Here is a 15,872-nt window from a genome sequence, read left to right on the forward strand (position 1 = left end):
CGCGGTGGACAGGGTCGCGGCGGACAGGGTCCGGCGTCCGGCTCCACCGCGCGAAGTCCCGGATCCGGCGTCCGGTTCCACCGCGCGAGGTCCCGGATCCGGCGTCCGGTTCCACCGCGCGAGGTCCCGGATCCGGCGTCCGGTTCCACCGCGCGAGGTCCCGGATCCGGCGTCGACCGAGTCAGTCCACGCCGAGCGCGCCCGCGAACACCGCCTGGCCGGCTCGACGGCGCCGAGGCAGGTCGGCGTGCGCTCGCCGCCGGACGCGGCCGCGCCGAAGCCGTAGGGGCCTCGGCCCCCTGCTCCGCCTGGCGTCCCAGGGGCGGCGACCAGCCCACCGGACGGACGCCGCCCGCGTCGCGCACCCCGCCCATTCAGCAGCGAATGGAGGATTCCGCGCAACAAAAAGCCCCAGACTCCCGGCAGTGCCGTGAGCTGGGGCGACAGTTCCGGTTAGACCCAGGCCTAACAGGGAGACTGGTGGACGATACTGGGATTGAACCAGTGACCTCTTCCGTGTCAGGGAAGCGCTCTCCCGCTGAGCTAATCGTCCGTATTGAGTTAGAACTCAGAGCGGAAGACGGGATTCGAACCCGCGACCCTCACCTTGGCAAGGTGATGCTCTACCACTGAGCCACTTCCGCATGGTGCTGTCTTTACTTTAGCGGATCCGCAGAGTCCGCTGGTCACCGAGGTGGAGACGGGATTTGAACCCGTGTAGACGGCTTTGCAGGCCGCTGCCTCGCCTCTCGGCCACTCCACCAGGAGTTTTACTCCGAGCGGAAGACGGGATTCGAACCCGCGACCCTCACCTTGGCAAGGTGATGCTCTACCACTGAGCCACTTCCGCGTGAATCCCGGGCGGCGTGCGCCGGGCCACGGGAAAACCATATCGTCTTCGCGGAGTGCCCGTGCGCAGCAAGCGGCCCGTGGAGCCAAATTCAACGGATCAAGCGCACGTCCTTGGCCATCACGAACATCACGCGGTGCCCCAGCTGGATCTGGTAGTAGCTCGTCGTGCCGGTCGTGGTGACGTGCCTGGCCGGGTTGAAGGCGCCGGCGGCGTAGTAGGAGCCGGTGATCGTGTCACCCACCGTGTACGTCTGGCCGGGCTCGATCTTGTACTGCAGCGGGGTCAGGGGCTGGTACGACGCGCTCCGGTAGGCCGACTGCTCGGGGTAGGCCCGCCCGTACACCTTCGTGTGGGCCCGCAGCGGCGTGACCGTCGGGCCGTCGGCGGCGACAGCGGTCGGGTTCGCGGCCGGGTTGTGGAACCAGGCCTTCTGGCCCAGGTACCAGATCGCCGTCCAGTCGCCCTGCCTGGCCGCGACGGCGTAGCGCTGGCCGGTGGAGGCACGGGCGCTGTGGTCGTACACGCTGTACGTGCTCGGCTTGCCCGGGTGCTTGCCCGGGTCGGTGACCAGGGAAGCGCTCTCGCTCGGCGCCGTGTGCAGCCACACGCTGGCGGCTCCGTGCGAGGGGCAGTTCTGGCTGGGCTTGGTGGACACGCAGCCGGTGAAGCGCGGGCGGTGGGTGTCGTACGACGGGCGGATCATGATGGAATCGCCGTCCTTGACCGCCTTGAGCGGCCGGCCCATGAGGTCGAAATAGTGCGCCCAATCCCAGTACGGGCCCGGGTCCTCGTGCATCCCGGCGACGGTCGCCGGCGTCGTGCCCGGCACGTTGTCGTGGCCCAGGATGTGGGCCCGGTTGAGCGGGATGTGGTGCTTGGCGGCCAGGAACTTGACCAGCTTGGCCGACGCCCGGTACATCGCCTCCGTGTACCAGGTGCCGCCCTTGGCCAGGTAACCCTCGTGCTCGATGCCGATCGAACGGGTGTTGACATCCCAGTTGCCCGCATGCCAGGCGATGTCTCGGGTCGGCACGTGCTGGGCGACATGTCCGTCACGTGAGCGGATCGTGTAGTGCCAGCTCACGTAACGGGGATTGCCGATCATGGAGGGGATGCCCTGATAGGTGCCCTCGGTGTCGTGGATGATGATGTAGTCGATGGCCCTGGCCCGGATCAGACGGTCGTGGTTGCCGTAGTCCTTGGCCTCCTTGCCGGCCTTGTTGCCCTTGGTCCCCTTGCTGCCCTTGGTCTTGTTGCTGAAGCGTTTGTGCGCGGCGGGCATCCACTCGCAGGCGAGCGTGGCCGGGCATTCGGCCTGCCCGCTGCTCGGCGCCTGGCCGGTCTTGCCCGTATGAGGAGGGGCGCTGACCTGGTCGTCCGTGTCGGTCTGGTCGTCCGTGTCGAACTCCGGGTCCCAGCCGGCCGGCGCGTCCGGATCATCCTGCATGGCGGCCTCGGCCCGCTCGGCGGTGACCGTCCGCGCGTCGGCGGCGGCCCGCTCGTCCTCGGCGGCCTGATCGTCGGAGCCCGCCCCGTCGCCGGCGCTCACCCAGCCGTCCTCCGTGGCCCGTCCGGTGCCGCCCGGCCAGGGCGCGGCCGGGGCCGGCAGGGTCTGTACGGGGTCGAGCCGCACCACGTGACCATCATCGGTACGGCGCTCCGCCCCTTCCCGCATCACCGCGAACACCTCGTCCGCGAACTCCCGGGCGGCGGCCGGATCCTTCGCCCCCGAGTAACGGGCGATCGCGTCGTGCCAGTCGGCGGGGTCGGCGCTGGGATGCTCCTGGTAGGAGGCGAGGAGCGCGGCGCCCGCCCGGATGTTCGCAGCCGGATCGCTGCGCAACCGGTCGGGTGCGAGCTCGGCCAGGCGCGCGGCCTCGGGCAGCGTCGTCTCCTGCCGCATCGCCGTGCGCAGCGCGCCGGCCGGGGGAGGGGCGGTGAGCATGTGGGTCATCGGACGGGCGTCGTCCCCACGCGCGTCGCCGAGCGCGTCGCCGGGCCACAACGCCTCGGCGGGGAACGCGTCCACCAGGTGCATCGGCCCGTAGCCGCCCGACGTGCTCGGCAGCCCGCCGTTCGCGTCCCACCGCGACTCCAGGTACGAGACCCCCAGCAGCACGCTCTCCGGCACCCGGTAGTCCCGGGCGGCGGCGGCGAAGTCGGCCTGCCGGCCGGGCGTCGCCGCCAGCCCGCCGGTGAGCCCGGCATCGCCCGATACGGCAGGAGCGGCGGGTGCGGTGAGCGCCCCGGCGGTCAGGACGGCGGCGAGCCAGAGCTGCATGAACATCTCCCCGTGGAACGTCACGATACGACTACTCACCGTAACTGTTCCCAGAAAGGGATGTGTCAGACGGGTCGGATGATACGCATGAGATCAGCCAGATCTGCTGCGAATTCGGCGTCCCAGTCCGAGGCCGCGAGATGCCCCGCCAGCCGCTGGTGCGCCGGAGCCTCGGCCCCCCGGCGGGTCCTGGTCTCGTTGGAGCCGGCGGCGAAGCGCCCGTTCGCCTCGGAGATCGCGAACCCGATCACGAACGTGCTCAGCATCCGCTCGATCCGGGGAACGTCCGCGTCCGGCACCCCCGCCTCGATCAGCGCCTGGTAGAGCCGGTCGACGACCTTGACCCCGTCGGGCGTCACCGACGGCCGGAACAGCAGCAGCGGGAACACCGACGGATGCTCGCGCGCCAGGCGCCTCGTGGCCCAGGCGATGGCCCGCAGCCGCTCCTCCCAGTCGCCCCCGCCGTCGTCCGGCGACAGCTTGGTGAGCAGCCGCCCGACCAGGCCGTCAAGCAGCTCATCCTTGTTCCGGAAATATCCGTACAGGGCCATGGGCGTCACCCCGACGCGCTCGGCGACCGCGCGCATGGACAGGGCGTCGAGGCCGCGTTCGTCGGCGATCGCGAGTGCCGCGCCGAGGATTTCCGGCTGCCGGGAGGTCTTGAGTTTGCGCACCAGGTCAGTCTACAGTGTAGAGCAGTCTACAACGTAGACTATGAAGGGAGCCGAGCCTCATGCTGAGCGCGAACGGCCTGATCAAGCGCTATGGCGACATCGCCGCGCTGGACGGATTCGACCTGCGGGTGGAAGCCGGAGAGATAGCCGGCCTGGTCGGCCACAACGGTGCGGGCAAGACCACGTTCTTCGACATCGCCGCGGGTCTCATCCGGCCGGATGCCGGAGACGTCGCGATCACGGGCGAGGTGGGGATGGCGCCGCAGCAGCTCGCGCTGTACCCCAGCGTGACCGTGCGCGAGACGCTGCGGCTCTTCGGCGGCCTGGCCGGGCTGCGCGGGCGCGCCCTGACCGCCGCCATCGACGCCACGGCGGAGGAGCTGGCCCTGACCGGGGTGCTGGACCGGCGGGTGGGGGTCCTGTCCGGCGGCCAGCAGCGCCGTACCCAGGCCGCCGCCGCGCTCCTGCCCCGCCCCGGCGTCCTCCTCCTGGACGAGCCCACGGCGGGCGCCGACCCCGAGACCCGCGCCGCGCTCCTGGCGGCGGTCCGGCGCAGGGCGGACGACGGTGCGACGGTCGTCTACTGCACCCACTACCTCCCGGAGCTCGCCGAGCTGCGGGCCACCGTGGCGGTGGCCAGGGACGGCCGGGTGATCGCCAGGGGAACGGGCGCCGACCTGCTCAAGGGCCTGCCGGGCGAGGTCCGGGTGGTCCTGGACGACGACGAGATCACGATCACCACCGCCGACCCCACGGCGGCCCTGGCCGACCTGCTGCGCGACCTCGACCGGCCGGTGCGCGGCATCGACATCCGCCAGCCGTCGCTCGACGACCTCTACCGGGAGCTGTCCCATGCCGCGTGAATCGCTGCACCTCCACCGGGAGCTGTCCCGTGTCGCGTGAGTCGCTGCACCGCATCGCCGTGCTGGCCGGGCACAACGCGCTGCTGCGCCGGCGTGACCCGGCCCACCTGATCAGTTACCTGGTCATGCCGATGGTGCTCATGCTCGTCTTCAAGGCCATGATCGGCGATCCCGCCCAGGTGGTGACGGGGCTGCTGGTGATGTTCTCGGTCCTGTCGATGTCGGACGTCGCCACCGCCACCCTCACGGAACGCGTCTGGCACACCTGGGAGCATCTCAGGGCGACGAGGGCCCGGATCCCGGAGATCCTGGTCGGCAAGGCCGTGCCCGTCTTCGTGGTCCTCGCCCTGCAGCAGGCGGTCCTGCTCGGGTACGGGGTGCTCGCGGTCGGGATGCGCCCGCCCGGCTCGGTGTGGCTGCTCGCGCTGGCCGTGGCGGCCTGGTGCTTCGCCCTGCTCGGCGTGGGCACGGCGCTCGCGGGGGTGGTGCGCAGCCAGGGCGAGCTCAGCACGCTGTGCAACATCGCCGCCCTGTCGGTGAGCGCGCTGGGCGGGGCGCTGGTGCCGTTCGCGCTGATGCCTTCCTGGGCGCAGGCGATCGCGCCGATCTCGCCGGGCTACTGGGCGACGACCATGCTGCAGGCCGCCGTCAAGGGCGATCTCGCGGGGACGGCGGGGCCGGCGGCCGTCCTGATCGGGATCGGGCTGGTGGCCGGAGCGTTCGCCTGCCGCCGCTTCGCCAGGGGGTGGGGTCGTACCAGCCTGCTCTGAGTCCTCGGCAGGCTGCTGCCGACGCGTAGATGCCGGCACTTGATGGCGCTCTAGTTACTTCCTGCCCGATATCGGGCAGGATGTTGGCGTGTCTCGTTCCACATGCGTAGTGTCCTCGTCTGTGTCCACGGCACGGCATCCGTACGAAGATCTCATCGCCCACCTCACCCGGACGAGTCCGCTCGGCCCCGGGGAGGCGGCTCGCGTGGTCGCCGACGTGCTGTCGTACTTCTCGGAACCGGCCGAGGAGTTCGTCCGCCGCCGTCACGGCGAGCTGAAGTCACGCGGCCTCACCAACGACGAGATCTTCCCCAGGATCGCCGGCGAATTACGCGGACGCCGGGTGGCGGCGCCGGAGCTGTCCCTGCGGCAACTGCGCAGGATCGTTTACGGATGAACGGATAAGAGGAGACCTCGATGTGCGGAATCGTGGCCTACGTCGGCCCGAAGGACGCGGCGCCCATCCTGCTGGAGGGGCTGCAGCGGCTCGAATACCGGGGCTACGACTCGGCCGGGGTCGTCGTGTCCAACAAGGGACTGAAGCTCCGCAAGGTCAAGGGCAGGGTCGCCGACCTGGCCAAGGTCGTGCCGGCCAGGTTCAAGGGCGGCCTCGGCATCGGGCACACCCGCTGGGCCACGCACGGCGTACCGAGTGACGAGAACGCGCACCCGCACCTGTCCGCGGACGAGCGCATCGCGGTCGTGCACAACGGCATCATCGAGAACGCCGGCGAGCTGCGCGCCAAGCTCGAGGCCGACGGCGTGACGTTCCTCTCCGAGACCGACACCGAAGTGCTCGCGCACCTGATCGCCCGCGCGGCCGACGAGAACGACTCCCTGGAGGAGGCGGTCAGGAAGACGCTCAAGAGCGTCGTCGGCACGTACGGCATCGCGGTCATCGACGCCGAGCGGCCCGGCGAGGTGGTCGTGGCCCGCAACGGCAGCCCGATCGTGGTCGGGATCGGGGAGAAGGAGATGTTCGCCGCCTCCGACGTGGCCGCCCTGGTCCGCTACACGCGCCAGGTCGTGCACCTGGAGGACGGCGAGCTGGCCGTGCTCAAGGCCGACGGCTTCCACACCTTCGCCAGCGACGCCCGCGAGACCGCCAAGGAGCCGCTGACCGTAGACTGGGACGCCGGCCACTACGACACCGGCGGCTACGAGCACTACCTGCTCAAGGAGATCTCCGAGCAGCCCGAGACGATGACCCGCACGATGAGCGGCCGGCTCGACGAGCGCTTCCACGTGGCCCACCTGGGCGGCCTGAACATGGACGCCCGCGAGACCCGGTCCTTCCGCCGCGTGAAGATCATCGGGTGCGGGTCCGCCTACTACTCGGGGCAGATCGGCGCGCAGCTCATCGAGGAGCTGGCCCGCATCCCCGCCGACGCCGAGCCGGCCAGCGAGTTCCGCTACCGCAACCCGGTCGTGGACCCCGACACGCTCTACGTCGCGATCAGCCAGTCGGGGGAGACCTACGACACGCTCGCCGCCGTACAGGAGCTCAAGCGCAAGGGCGGCCGGGTCATCGGCATCGTCAACGCCGTCGGCAGCGCCATCGCCCGCGAGGTGGACGGCGGCATCTACCTGCACGCGGGCCCCGAGGTGTCGGTGGCCTCGACCAAGGCGTTCACCTCGACCTCGGTGGCGTTCGCGCTGCTCGCGCTGCACCTGGGCCGGGTGCGCGACCTGTCGCCCGCCGACGGCCGGCGCGTGGTGGAGGGCCTGCGCAGGCTGCCGGGGCAGATCGAGGAGATCCTCGCCCAGGGCGACAAGATCGCCGAGCTGGCCAAGAAGTACGCCGACCACCCGAGCATGATGTTCGTCGGCCGGGTGCGCGGCTACCCGGTGGCCCGCGAAGGCGCGCAGAAGCTGAAGGAGATCTCGTACGTCCACGCCGAGGCCTATCCGGCCAGCGAGCTCAAGCACGGCCCCCTGGCGCTCATCGGCCCCGACATGCCGACGGTCGCGATCGTCCCCGACGACGAGCTGCTCGACAAGAACCTCACCACGCTCGGCGAGATCCGCGCCCGTGGCGGCCGGGTGCTCATGGTCGGCCACCGCGAGCCGGAGGCCAAGCTGGCCGACGACGTGATCGTGATTCCCAAGAACGAGATCGAGCTCGACCCGATCCTGCTGACGATCCCGCTCCAGCTGCTCGCCTACTACGCCGCGGTGGCGCTCGGCCGCGACGTGGACAAGCCGCGCAACCTTGCGAAGAGCGTCACGGTCGAATAAATCTCGCCAATTCAGCCACAATCTTCCCAAGGTAGTGTTATCTGGCCGCAGACGACATAAATTCGATTCTGTGCGGCAGTTCGACCACCAGAGGCCCAATCCCGCACGCATGTACGATTACATGCTCGGCGGGAAGGACAACTTCGCGGTCGACCGCCTGGCCATTGATCAGCTCGCCGAGCTGATCCCGGAGGCGGTCCCGCTGGCCCGCGCGAACCGGGCCTTCCTGCAGCGTGCCGTGCGCTACGTAGCCGCTGCGGGCGTGCGCCAGTTCCTCGATCTGGGCAGCGGCCTGCCGACCCAGGGCAGCGCGCACGAGGTGGCCCCCGAGGCCGGGGTCGTCTACGTGGACCACGATCCGGTCGTGGCCGCGCACGCCAGGGCCCTGCTCGAATCCCCGGCTCCGGGGGTCGCGAGCAGGGCCGCCTTCGTCGAGGCCGACCTGCTCGATCCCGACGAGGTGCTGGCACAGGCCGGCCGCTTCCTCGACCTGGACCGGCCGGTCGGCATCCTGCTGGTGTCGATCCTGCACTTCCTGCCCGACGCCGCCGGCCCGCAGCGCGCGGTGGCCGAGCTGCGCAGGAGGGTCGCGCCGGGCAGCCACCTGGTGATCTCGCACGCGACCACGATGGGCCGGATCGAGGAGGAGCAGGGCCGGGGCGGCGGCCACCGGGGATCGTCGGCCGCGGGCGGGGCCGACCGTACGCCTGGCGAGATCCGCGCGTTCTTCGGTGATTTCCCCTTAGAGCCTCCCGGGCTGGTGCAGGCCACCGACTGGCGTCCGGACCGGCCCAAACTGGTGGGTGACTGGTCGCTGCCGTCCTCGCTCATGGCCGGGGTGGGGAAGAAAGTCGGATAAAAGGCACCCGTAAATTCCGATAAAGGCCGAAATTTCGTGCCGAAGTGGATCACGTCCCCGATGTGTAACCCCGCGTATTGCGTCAATAACCTGGAGTAGTGGGGAACTCGGGGGAGAAGTTGCACATGCGTCGTCGGGGATTCTTCGCATGGGGCCTCGGCCTGGCCGCGTGCGCCGCCGGTTGTGGCACCCAGCACATCACCAGCAGCACCACGGGGCTGCGTACCCGCTTCTCGATCAACCCCGCCTCGCGCCGCTGGACCCGCGTGTGCCAGGCGTTCTCCGGGGCCGCCCGCGCGGCCGGGTACGAGACGGGCTCGGGGCAGCGGATCACGGTGGCCGGGCTGCCCGCGCTGGCCGCCGCCGAGCTGAACAACGGCCAGACGCTGCTCGACACCAACACCCCGCTGGCCAGGCTGGCCGGCGACGTCGAGGTCGTGGTCGTGCCCGACAACTCGCGCTTCAAGGACTTCGACGACTTCGGGGCCCACCTGCTCGCCGCCCCGGACCAGACGATGCTGGCGGGCGGGCCGCAGGGCGAGCCCGACCACCTGCTGTTCGGCCTGATCGCCAGAGGGCTCGGCGCGGATGCCAGGCAAGTTGACTACACCGGCTATCCCAGCAGCCAGGAGGCCGTCGTCGCGCTGCTGTCGGGCAAGGCGGCCGCGGCCGGCGGGCTGCTCGCCGACTGGCGCGAGAGCATCGGCACCGGCCGGGTCAGGGCGCTGGCGGTCTCCTCGGCCGCGCGCGTGCCCGACCTCGACGTGCCGACGCTGCTCGAATGCGGCGTACGGGTGGATTTCGCCGACTGGGTGGCGCTCTTCGGGTCGCACGACATGCCGGAGGAGAGCCGCGAAGCGGCTATCCGCATGTGCGAGCAGGTCACCGGTTCGGCGCGCTGGGAGGCCGCCTGCCGGGCCGCCGGCTGGCTCTCGATCCCGCTCAGCGGCGACGACTTCGGGGTCTGGCTCGGCTCCGAGGTCGAGCGCACCCGTGCCGTGCTGCGGGACCTCGGCTTGCTCAACACGACCAAAGCCACAACATGCTGGGGTAGTTGCGGGAACGGCCACTAGATGTAGGATCCTGGTCGTCGCTGGTTCGCTTCTACGGAGGCGAAGCAAAAGGGAACCCGGTGAAATTCCGGGGCTGCCCCGCAGCGGTGAGCGGGAACGACCGCCGTCATGAGCACTGGAGCGATCCGGGAAGCGACGGTCAGTAGGAGCCATCGAGCACGCCCGCGAGCCCGAAGACCTGCCAGCGAATGCCGGGCCTCGGCCTGGCGTGCAGTGTCCAGGCCTCGAGGGAGGGCCGGGGGCTACGCGGCCGACCCATGCCGCCGTGCTCTCGCGTGCCCTCACGGGGGATGAGCTCGCGAGGAGAGAGAGCACGTGACGCAGATCGTTGAGGCCGGCCACCACTCGGCCGCCGTGCAGCCCCAGACCGACGAGCAGCCGCGGACGGCCGTGCCGCCGCAGATTGATGTGCAGCCTCAGGCGGATGCGCAGCGGCGGGCGGAGCGGCGGCTGGCGATCGAGGAGGCCGCCGCCCGCGTGCTCGCCGACCCGGCCAACTCCCGGATCGCCGCCCGGCTGCTGTCCGAGGAGATCGCCGACGAGGCCGCCGGGCACGGGGTGCGGTCGTTCTCCGAGTCCGTCGCGGCCACCCACGCGGCCGGGCTGATCCAGGACGGGCTGGCGGAGTTCGTCGCCGCGCACGCCGCCGAGCTGGACGCGTTGATCGCCGAGGAGGCGGACGACAGGTTCGAGTATTTCGGGCTGCGTACCGTCTATGACCGCTACCTCCTGCGCCACCCCGAGACGCGGTCGGTGCTGGAGCGCCCGCAGCACTTCTTCCTCCGCGTCGCCTGCGGCCTGTCGGAGACGGTCGCTGAGGCCGCCGAGCTGTACGCGCTGATGTCCACGCTGTCGTACCTGCCCAGCTCGCCGACCCTGTTCAACTCGGGCGCCCGCCGCCCGCAGCTCTCCTCGTGCTTCCTGCTCGACTCGCCGCGCGACGAGCTGGAGTCGATCTACGACAGGTACGGCCAGGTCGCCAGGCTGTCGAAGTACGCCGGCGGCATCGGCATCTCCTGGACCCGGGTGCGCTCGCGCGGCTCCCTGATCAAGGGCACGAACGGCCACTCCAACGGCATCGTCCCCTGGCTGCGCACGCTCGACTCCTCGGTGGCGGCGGTCAACCAGGGCGGGCGGCGCAAGGGCGCGGCCTGCGTCTACCTGGAGACCTGGCACGCCGACATCGAGGAGTTCCTGGAGCTGCGCGAGAACACCGGCGAGGACGCCCGCCGCACCCACAACCTGAACCTGGCCAACTGGGTGCCCGACGAGTTCATGCGCCGGGTGGAGGCGGACGAGCCCTGGTCGCTGTTCGACCCGAAGCAGGTGCCCGACCTCACGGACCTGTACGGCGAGGCGTTCACGACCGCCTACCGCGCGTACGAGGCGGCCGGGCGGTTCGTCCGCCAGATCCCCGCCAGGACCCTGTACGGCCGCATGATGCGCACCCTGGCACAGACCGGGAACGGCTGGATGACCTTCAAGGACGCCGCCAACCGGACCTCCAACCAGACCGCCCGCCCCGAGAACGTCATCCACCTGTCGAACCTCTGCACCGAGATCCTCGAGGTCACCAGCGACGGTGAGACGGCGGTCTGCAACCTCGGCTCCATCAACCTGGCCGCGCACGTCGACCGCGGCACCGGAGCCGGCGACCTCGACTGGGACCGGCTCAGGCGGACCGTGCGGACGGCCGTACGCTTCCTGGACAGGACCATCGACCCCGGCTTCTACCCGACGCCCGAGGCGGAGGCGGCCAACAAGCGCTGGCGGCCGATCGGGCTCGGCGTGATGGGCCTGGCGGACGTGTTCTTCACGCTGCGGCTGCCGTTCGACTCGCCGCAGGCGCTGGCGCTGTCCACGCGGATCGCCGAGGAGATCGCCCTGGCCGCGTACGACACCTCGGCCGACCTGGCCGCCGAGCGTGGCAGGCACCCGTCGTACGCCGACACCAGGGCGGCCGGGGGAGTGCTGCACCCGGACCACTACCGGGCGAGCACCCCGAGCTGGGACGCGCTCAAGGACAAGATCGCCGTCACCGGCCTGCGCAACTCCCTCATGATCGCCATCGCCCCGACCGCGACCATCGCCTCCATCGCCGGCTGCTACGAGTGCATCGAGCCGCAGGTGTCCAACGTGTTCAAGCGCGAAACCCTGTCGGGCGAGTTCCTCCAGGTCAACCGCTATCTGGTGGCCGATCTGCAGGCCCGCGGGCTGTGGACGCAGCAGCTGCGCGACGACATCAAGCGCGCCGACGGCTCGGTGCAGGAGGTGGCGGGGATCCCGGACGACCTCAAGCTGCTCTACCGCACGGCCTGGGAGCTGCCGCAGAAGGCGCTCATCGATCTGGCCGCGGCGCGGCAGCCGTACATCGACCAGTCCCAGTCCCTGAACCTCTTCATGGCCAGCCCCACCATCGGCAAGCTCTCGTCGATGTACGCCTACGCCTGGAAGCAGGGCCTGAAGACCACGTACTACCTGCGCTCCCGCCCCGCCACCAGGATCGCCCAGACCACCGTGTCGGCCGGCACGTCCGCCCGCGTGCCCGCGTCCGCCGGGCAGGCGCCGCCGGCCGAAGCCGTGGCGGAGGTCATCTCGGAGGTCATCTCGGAGGCCGTCGCGTGCTCCCTGGAGAACCCCGAAATCTGCGAAGCCTGCCAGTGACGAGCTTTCCCCGCTAAGGAGACCCCTTTCCCATGCTGCTCGACCCCGGAATGGACCTGACCCTGCGCCCGATGCGCTACCCGGACTTCTACGAACGCTACCGGGCGGCCATCCGCAACACGTGGACGGTCGAGGAAGTGGACCTGCACACCGACCTCGCGGACCTGGCCAAGATGACGCCGCAGGAGCGGCACCTGATCAACCGGCTGGTCGCGTTCTTCGCCACCGGCGACTCGATCGTGGCCAACAACCTCGTGCTCAATCTCTACCAGCACGTCAACGCCCCCGAAGCGCGCCTCTACCTGAGCAGGCAGCTCTTCGAGGAGGCCGTGCACGTGCAGTTCTACCTCACGTTGCTGGACACCTACCTGCCCGACCTCGACGAGCGGGTCAAGGCGTTCGCCGCGGTCGAGCACATCCCGTCCATCAGGGACAAGGCCGAGTTCTGCTTCAAGTGGATCGACTCGATCAACGGCCTGCAGCGGCTGGAGACCGCCGAGCAGCGCCGCGGCTTCCTGCTGAACCTCATCTGCTTCGCCGCCTGCATCGAGGGCCTGTTCTTCTACGGCGCGTTCGCCTACGTCTACTGGTTCCGCTCCCGCGGCCTGCTCAGCGGCCTGGCCACCGGCACGAACTGGGTCTTCAGGGACGAGTCCATGCACATGGAGTTCGCGTTCAGCGTGGTGGACACGGTCAGGGCCGAGGAGCCCTCGTTGTTCGACGACGAGCTGGGCAAACAGGTCACCAGCATGCTGGAGGAGGCCGTCGCCGCCGAGCTGGCCTTCGCCGCGGACCTGTGCGGCGACGGCATGCCGGGAATGGGCGTCGACCAGATGCGCCAGTACCTGGAATACGTCGCCGACCAGCGGCTGGCCCGGCTGGGCATGCCCCAGAGGTACGGCTCGGCCAACCCCTTCGCCTTCATGGAGTTGCAGGACGTGCAGGAGCTGGCGAACTTCTTCGAACGGCGTGTCTCTGCTTACCAGGTGGCTGTTGAGGGCAATGTGACTTTTGACGAGACGTTCTAGCACATAGGGGGCATGGGAGTGCAGTCGCCGGCGGACTGGCCGATTCTCGTAATCGCGGTGATCGGATCGATCCTCCTGGTGGAGCTGGGCAGACGGGTGCTGAACCGGGTCGGGCGAAAATGGGCGCTGGCCCAGCACCTGGTCGAGCACTGCACGTGGCCCGCGTTCACGGTGGCCGCCGTGGTCGCCTTCAACCTGGTGTTCGGGCCGGGGATGCTCGGCGACTCGGCGTCCGAGCGCGGCCTGGCGGGGTCGATCGAGCGGGTGCTCGGGCTGGTCACGATCGGCGCCGTCACCTGGCTGATCATCCAGGCCACGTACGCGCTGACGGACGTCGTACTCGATCGGCTGGTCCTGGTCGAGGGCGAGCGCAACCGCAGGGCGCGCCGGATCATGACGCAGATCGCGCTGGTCCGCCGCATCGCCGCCGCGGTCATCATCGTGGTCGCGCTCGGCGCCATGCTCTTCTCCTTCCCCCAGGTGCGCGCGCTCGGCGCCGGCCTGCTCGCCTCGGCGGGCATCGCCGGCGCCGTCGTCGGCATCGCCGCCCAGCCGACCATCGGGAACGTGCTCGCCGGACTCCAGCTCGCCTTCAGCGACGCGCTCCGACTGGACGACGTGGTCGTGGTCGAGGAGGAGTGGGGCCGCATCGAGGAGCTCACCCTCACGTACGTGGTGCTGCGGCTCTGGGACGAGCGGCGCCTGGTCCTGCCCGTCTCCTACTTCACCCAGAACCCGTTCGAGAACTGGACCAGGCACGGCAGCCGCGTCCTCGCCGTGGTGTACCTGCGGGTGGACTGGTCGGTCCCGGTGCCGAAGGTGCGCGAGGCCCTGTACGAGTTCCTCCAGGGCAACCCGCTGTGGGACCAGAAGGACTGGACCCTTCAGGTCACCGACGTGCTCGCGAACGGCCTGGTCGAGCTGCGCGCCCTGATGAGCGCCGCCGACTCGCCCTCCTCATGGGACCTCAAGTGCGACGTACGCGAATTCCTGGTCAACTACGTCAGGGACAATTACCCGGACGCGCTGCCCCGCTTCCGCGTCGAAACCCCGGAAACGCGCGTGGGATTGTCCTGGACCAGGGACCGCGAATAACCCATTAAATAAGTGGCACCCGCCGCAGGGCCGGGTTTACCGTGGACATCGTCCAGCAACGACAGACGAAGGAGGCGGAGTGCGCGACCTGAGGCTACCTCGACCGCTCGCAGCCTTCCCTGAGCTGCTGCGACGGCTTTCCGGATAATCCCCTGCGGGATTACCCAGGAAAGCCGCCTCGGACCTGTCCGGGGCGGCTTGTCTTATTCATGACCGAGTGTGGGGCAGTTTGGTCAGCCCGCCTGCCTTGGGAGCAGGAGCACCGCAGGTTCGAATCCTGCCGCTCGGACCGGCCCTGAAAGAAAAGGGCCGCGGGTACGGCCTGGCCGACGGGAATGGCGCCCCCCGGCCGGACTCCGCCCTCGCCCCGGGTTCGGCCCACGCCAGCCACGCCCGGGGCCCAGCCGCTCTAGCCCAACGGCAGAGGCGCCGTCTTCAGGAGGCGGAGGTTCAGGGTTCGAATCCCTGGAGCGGCACGCAGAAGTCCCTGAACTTTCGGATCCCCTCCGCGAAAGACACGGGACAAGGGGACGCCTCCGCTGTGGCCGCCGAACAAGGCGTACTTGCGGCTCAGAGATCAGCGCCGAGCCGGCAGGCGAGGATCGAGACGGTCCACCGGCTTCCGCGATCGAGTCGCCGGTCACGGCGGCGGGCTGACGGCGGGCGGTTCGCCGGCAAATCCGCCGAGCCCGGCCCCGGGGATTCTCCCGGGCATGCCTGTCCGCGCGTCGTCATGCTCAGGGGTTCTTGCCCATGGCCTGACGGATCACGTCACGCGCCCGGTCCATCATCGCCATCGGTGTGCCGACCAGGACGTTCTTGAGAGCGGACTCGACGCCAGGGTGAGGATGGGTGGGCGCCAGCGCCTCGGCGGCCTTCACCCCGGCGGCCATGCCGCGCCGCTCGGCCCCGCTGGTGCGAGCGCGCAGCTGGGGGAACTCATACCGCTCCTCGCTGCGGGCGTGCGCCTCTACCGCGGCGCGCAAGATCTCCAGGTTCTGTCGGAAATCGGATGCGTCCGGCCCGGCCTCGTCCATCCGCATCAGCAGTTCCTTGGCCTCCTTCTCCTCGGCCAGCCGGTCCTCCACCACGGCGTCACCGCCGTCGATCTTGTGGCGGGCGTAGGGGTGGACGATCTCCTCCTCGGCGGTCTCGTGCACGGCAAGCAGCCGCACCAGCCGGGTGAACGCCTCGCCGCGCCGGTCGGCGGGCGCCTGCTCGACCTCGTCGAACAAATCTCTGATCATGCCGTGCTGGGCCTGGAGCAGATCGATGACGTCCGTCTCGTCCATCGTCTCCGGCCGCGTCTTGTGGGTGGTCATGGCCACTCCTCAGTCGGGTACAGACGCGGCCTACCCGCCGAGGGAGCACACACGCCTGGGTGCATGAAGACCAGGCGGGATCCTTACCGAGTCCACAGCTGTGCGGGGGAACGCCCGGAGATTGAGCTGGGAAGCCTCGGGTAGGGCGGGCG

General features: G+C 69.9%; 12 protein-coding genes, 6 tRNA genes and 1 riboswitch. Of the genes, 11 read left to right on the top strand and 7 right to left on the bottom strand.

Annotated elements, in window-relative coordinates:
- Positions 1–478: 478 nt before the first annotated feature.
- The 6 genes from ETD85_RS26820 to ETD85_RS26850 all read right to left on the bottom strand — a co-directional run bounded on the left by ETD85_RS26820 (position 479) and on the right by ETD85_RS26850 (position 3,808).
- Positions 479–553, bottom strand: a tRNA-Val gene (locus tag ETD85_RS26820).
- Positions 554–572: 19 nt separating this feature from the next.
- A tRNA-Gly gene (locus tag ETD85_RS26825) sits at positions 573–644 on the bottom strand.
- A 48-nt stretch (positions 645–692) separates the two neighbouring features.
- Positions 693–763: transfer RNA gene (locus tag ETD85_RS26830), tRNA-Cys, on the bottom strand.
- A 15-nt stretch (positions 764–778) separates the two neighbouring features.
- Positions 779–850, bottom strand: a tRNA-Gly gene (locus ETD85_RS26835).
- Positions 851–941: 91 nt separating this feature from the next.
- Positions 942–3,173, bottom strand: coding sequence for an N-acetylmuramoyl-L-alanine amidase (locus tag ETD85_RS26840; protein WP_240779439.1), 2,232 nt, complete (start codon positions 3,171–3,173; stop codon positions 942–944).
- A 26-nt stretch (positions 3,174–3,199) separates the two neighbouring features.
- Positions 3,200–3,808: a TetR/AcrR family transcriptional regulator gene (locus ETD85_RS26850; protein ID WP_206058596.1), complete on the bottom strand. Its 609-nt coding sequence runs from the start codon at positions 3,806–3,808 to the stop codon at positions 3,200–3,202.
- A 59-nt stretch (positions 3,809–3,867) separates the two neighbouring features.
- Between ETD85_RS26850 and ETD85_RS64805 the strand changes: the two genes are divergently transcribed.
- From ETD85_RS64805 to ETD85_RS26905, 11 genes are all read left to right on the top strand, one after another.
- Complete coding sequence (locus ETD85_RS64805; protein WP_138692549.1) at positions 3,868–4,671, top strand: ABC transporter ATP-binding protein; 804 nt, start codon at positions 3,868–3,870, stop codon at positions 4,669–4,671.
- 29 nt (positions 4,672–4,700) lie between these two features.
- Positions 4,701–5,441, top strand: coding sequence for an ABC transporter permease (locus ETD85_RS64810; protein ID WP_138692550.1), 741 nt, complete (start codon positions 4,701–4,703; stop codon positions 5,439–5,441).
- A 121-nt stretch (positions 5,442–5,562) separates the two neighbouring features.
- Positions 5,563–5,838, top strand: a complete 276-nt coding sequence (locus tag ETD85_RS26865; RefSeq protein WP_138692551.1) for a hypothetical protein — start codon at positions 5,563–5,565, stop codon at positions 5,836–5,838.
- Positions 5,839–5,858: 20 nt separating this feature from the next.
- Complete coding sequence (gene glmS, locus ETD85_RS26870) at positions 5,859–7,679, top strand: glutamine--fructose-6-phosphate transaminase (isomerizing) (protein WP_138692552.1); 1,821 nt, start codon at positions 5,859–5,861, stop codon at positions 7,677–7,679.
- Positions 7,680–7,749: 70 nt separating this feature from the next.
- Positions 7,750–8,538: an SAM-dependent methyltransferase gene (locus ETD85_RS26875; RefSeq protein ID WP_276617284.1), complete on the top strand. Its 789-nt coding sequence runs from the start codon at positions 7,750–7,752 to the stop codon at positions 8,536–8,538.
- Positions 8,539–8,663: 125 nt separating this feature from the next.
- On the top strand, positions 8,664–9,611 hold the full coding sequence (locus tag ETD85_RS26880) for a Bug family tripartite tricarboxylate transporter substrate binding protein (protein ID WP_138692554.1): 948 nt from the start codon (positions 8,664–8,666) through the stop codon (positions 9,609–9,611).
- A 4-nt stretch (positions 9,612–9,615) separates the two neighbouring features.
- Positions 9,616–9,811: riboswitch (cobalamin riboswitch) on the top strand.
- Between the two features lie 115 nt (positions 9,812–9,926).
- The gene (locus tag ETD85_RS26885; RefSeq protein WP_240779440.1) at positions 9,927–12,275 is read left to right on the top strand and encodes a ribonucleoside-diphosphate reductase subunit alpha; all 2,349 of its coding nucleotides are present in this window, start codon (positions 9,927–9,929) and stop codon (positions 12,273–12,275) included.
- A gap of 32 nt (positions 12,276–12,307) precedes the next feature.
- A complete protein-coding gene (locus ETD85_RS26890) occupies positions 12,308–13,303 on the top strand; it encodes a ribonucleotide-diphosphate reductase subunit beta (RefSeq protein WP_138692555.1) in 996 nt (331 codons plus the stop codon).
- Between the two features lie 57 nt (positions 13,304–13,360).
- Positions 13,361–14,398, top strand: coding sequence for a mechanosensitive ion channel family protein (locus ETD85_RS26895; RefSeq protein WP_240779441.1), 1,038 nt, complete (start codon positions 13,361–13,363; stop codon positions 14,396–14,398).
- 213 nt (positions 14,399–14,611) lie between these two features.
- Positions 14,612–14,687, top strand: a tRNA-Pro gene (locus tag ETD85_RS26900).
- Between the two features lie 114 nt (positions 14,688–14,801).
- Positions 14,802–14,874 (top strand) — tRNA-Leu (locus ETD85_RS26905).
- A gap of 261 nt (positions 14,875–15,135) precedes the next feature.
- On the opposite strand, the gene ETD85_RS26910 is transcribed toward ETD85_RS26905, so the two are convergent.
- On the bottom strand, positions 15,136–15,720 hold the full coding sequence (locus ETD85_RS26910; RefSeq protein WP_240779442.1) for a hemerythrin domain-containing protein: 585 nt from the start codon (positions 15,718–15,720) through the stop codon (positions 15,136–15,138).
- Positions 15,721–15,872: the final 152 nt, after the last annotated feature.

Source organism: Nonomuraea zeae, assembly GCF_005889725.1.
Classification (GTDB): Bacteria; Actinomycetota; Actinomycetes; order Streptosporangiales; family Streptosporangiaceae; genus Nonomuraea; species Nonomuraea zeae.

Excerpts from the sequence above, each read along its gene's own strand:
- glmS (WP_138692552.1), top strand. The coding sequence starts at position 5,859 with ATGTGCGGAATCGTGGCCTACGTCGGCCCGAAGGACGCGGCGCCCATC.
- ETD85_RS26880 (WP_138692554.1), top strand. The coding sequence starts at position 8,664 with ATGCGTCGTCGGGGATTCTTCGCATGGGGCCTCGGCCTGGCCGCGTGC.
- ETD85_RS26890 (WP_138692555.1), top strand. The coding sequence starts at position 12,308 with ATGCTGCTCGACCCCGGAATGGACCTGACCCTGCGCCCGATGCGCTAC.
- ETD85_RS26910 (WP_240779442.1), bottom strand. The coding sequence starts at position 15,720 with ATGACCACCCACAAGACGCGGCCGGAGACGATGGACGAGACGGACGTC.
- ETD85_RS64805 (WP_138692549.1), top strand. The coding sequence starts at position 3,868 with ATGCTGAGCGCGAACGGCCTGATCAAGCGCTATGGCGACATCGCCGCG.